1 protein-coding gene and 3 pseudogenes are annotated in these 2,004 nt (G+C 48.2%); 2 read left to right on the plus strand and 2 right to left on the minus strand.

Features of this window, described 5'->3' with window-relative positions; translation table 11 throughout:
• Together HA41_RS21745 and HA41_RS19350 are read left to right on the plus strand one after the other, a co-directional pair.
• On the plus strand, positions 1-150 hold a 150-nt coding region (locus tag HA41_RS21745; protein ID WP_040184518.1), incomplete at its 5' end, for an IS1-like element transposase.
• A gap of 44 nt (positions 151-194) precedes the next feature.
• Positions 195-570, plus strand: a pseudogene (locus tag HA41_RS19350) (IS1 family transposase).
• Between the two features lie 14 nt (positions 571-584).
• Here the strand turns inward: HA41_RS19350 and HA41_RS19355 are convergent.
• Positions 585-725: pseudogene (locus HA41_RS19355) on the minus strand (maltose acetyltransferase domain-containing protein); the annotation flags it as partial.
• A 65-nt stretch (positions 726-790) separates the two neighbouring features.
• Positions 791-2,004, minus strand: a pseudogene (lacY, locus tag HA41_RS19360) (lactose permease); the annotation flags it as partial.

Genomic DNA, 2,004 nt, shown 5'->3' on the forward strand with positions numbered 1-2,004 from the left:
TTCACTTACACCGCTTCTCAACCCGGTACGCACCAGAAAATCATTGATATGGCCATGAATGGTGTTGGATGCCGGGCAACCGCCCGCATTATGGGCGTTGGCCTCAACACGATTTTACGTCACTTAAAAAACTCAGGCCGCAGTCGGTAACCTCGCGCATACAGCCGGGCAGTGACGTCATCGTCTGCGCGGAAATGGACGAACAGTGGGGCTATGTCGGGGCTAAATCGCGCCAGCGCTGGCTGTTTTACGCGTATGACAGGCTCCGGAAGACGGTTTGCGCACGTATTCGGTGAACGCACTATGGCGACGCTGGGGCGTCTTATGAGCCTGCTGTCACCCTTTGACGTGGTGATATGGATGACGGATGGCTGGCCGCTGTATGAATCCCGCCTGAAGGGAAAGCTGCACGTAATCAGCAAGCGATATACGCAGCGAATTGAGCGGCATAACCTGAATCTGAGGCAGCACCTGGCACGGCTGGGACGGAAGTCGCTGTCGCTCTCAAAATCGGTGGAGCTGCATGACAAAGTCATCGGGCATTATCTGAACATAAAACACTATCAATAAGTTGGAGTCATTACCCTTTTTTCAACTTCTGATGGATGCGAGTGATTGAACTCATACATTAATGTTTTCCCACGAAGTCTTTTTTCAGGTAAGCCTTCGCACATATCGGTAAATAGCTTGCCTGCTTTTATTTTTTCTGTCATCGACATGTTCATTTTTAACATTCCGTCCTGATAAGTTGGTCGGATAAGGCGCTCGCGCCGTATCCGACATTAATTTCTTAAGCGACTTCATTCACCTGGCGACGCAGCAGGGAAAGTGGGCCGGGGCCGCTAAGCGTGAACACGGAAATTAAGGTGAAGCCCAGCGCCACCAGACCCAGCATCAGGTAAGCGCCCTGGAAACCGATGCTTTCATACATATTGCCCGCCAGAATAGACATAAAAATCATCGCCAGTTGCTTAAAGAAGCAGAAACAGACCAGATAAATCGTCGCTGAAAAACGCACTTCAAACTGGCTGGTAATATATTTAAAGCAGCCCACCAGCAGGAACGGTACTTCAAACATATGCAGCGTTTTCAGAATAACCACTTCCAGTGCTGAGGTAGCGAACGATGAGCCAATAATACGTACTGACATAATAGTGCCAGCCAGCAGCAGGGCGTTTTTCCCACCGATGCGATTAATGATCAGTGGCGCAAAAAACATAATCGAGGCGTTAAGTAATTCGCCCATTGTCGTTACGTAGCCAAATACCCGCGTACCCTGTTCACCGTTGGCAAAAAAAGAAGTAAAGAAATTAGCAAACTGTTGGTCAAAAACATCGTAGGTGCAGGAAACGCCAATAACATACAGTGACAAAAACCACAGTTTTGGCTGTCTGAACAGTTCCAGCGCCAGCTTAAGGCTAAATGCCGAATGGTTGGCACCTACCGCATTGGCAACCGTGGCAGAAGAGGGCGCATCCGTTTTGGCGAAAAAGAGTAAAACGGCGAGGATGAGTGCACAGCCAGAACCCAGCCAGAAAACAAACTGATTATTGATGGTGAACATGATGCCGACAATCGAGGCACACAGCGCCCAGCCAACACAGCCAAACATCCGCGCGCGACCAAATTCGAAATTACTGCGACGGCTGACTTTCTCGATAAATGCCTCTACTGCTGGCGCACCGGCGTTAAAAACAAAAGCCTAGATAAATACCACCAACAATCGATCCTACTAAAATGTTGTATTGTAACAGTGGCCCGAAGATAAAAATAAAGAACGGCGCAAACATCACTAACATGCCGGTAATAATCCACAGCAGGTATTTGCGCAGCCCGAGTTTGTCAGAAAGCAGACCAAACAGCGGTTGGAATAATAGCGAGAACAGAGAAATAGCGGCAAAAATAATACCCGTATCACTTTTGCTGATATGGTTGATGTCATGTAGCCAAATCGGGAAAAACGGGAAGTAGGCTCCCATGATAAAAAAGTAAAAGAAAAAGGGC

Source organism: Pantoea conspicua (genome assembly GCF_002095315.1).
Lineage (GTDB): Bacteria > Pseudomonadota > Gammaproteobacteria > Enterobacterales > Enterobacteriaceae > Pantoea > Pantoea conspicua.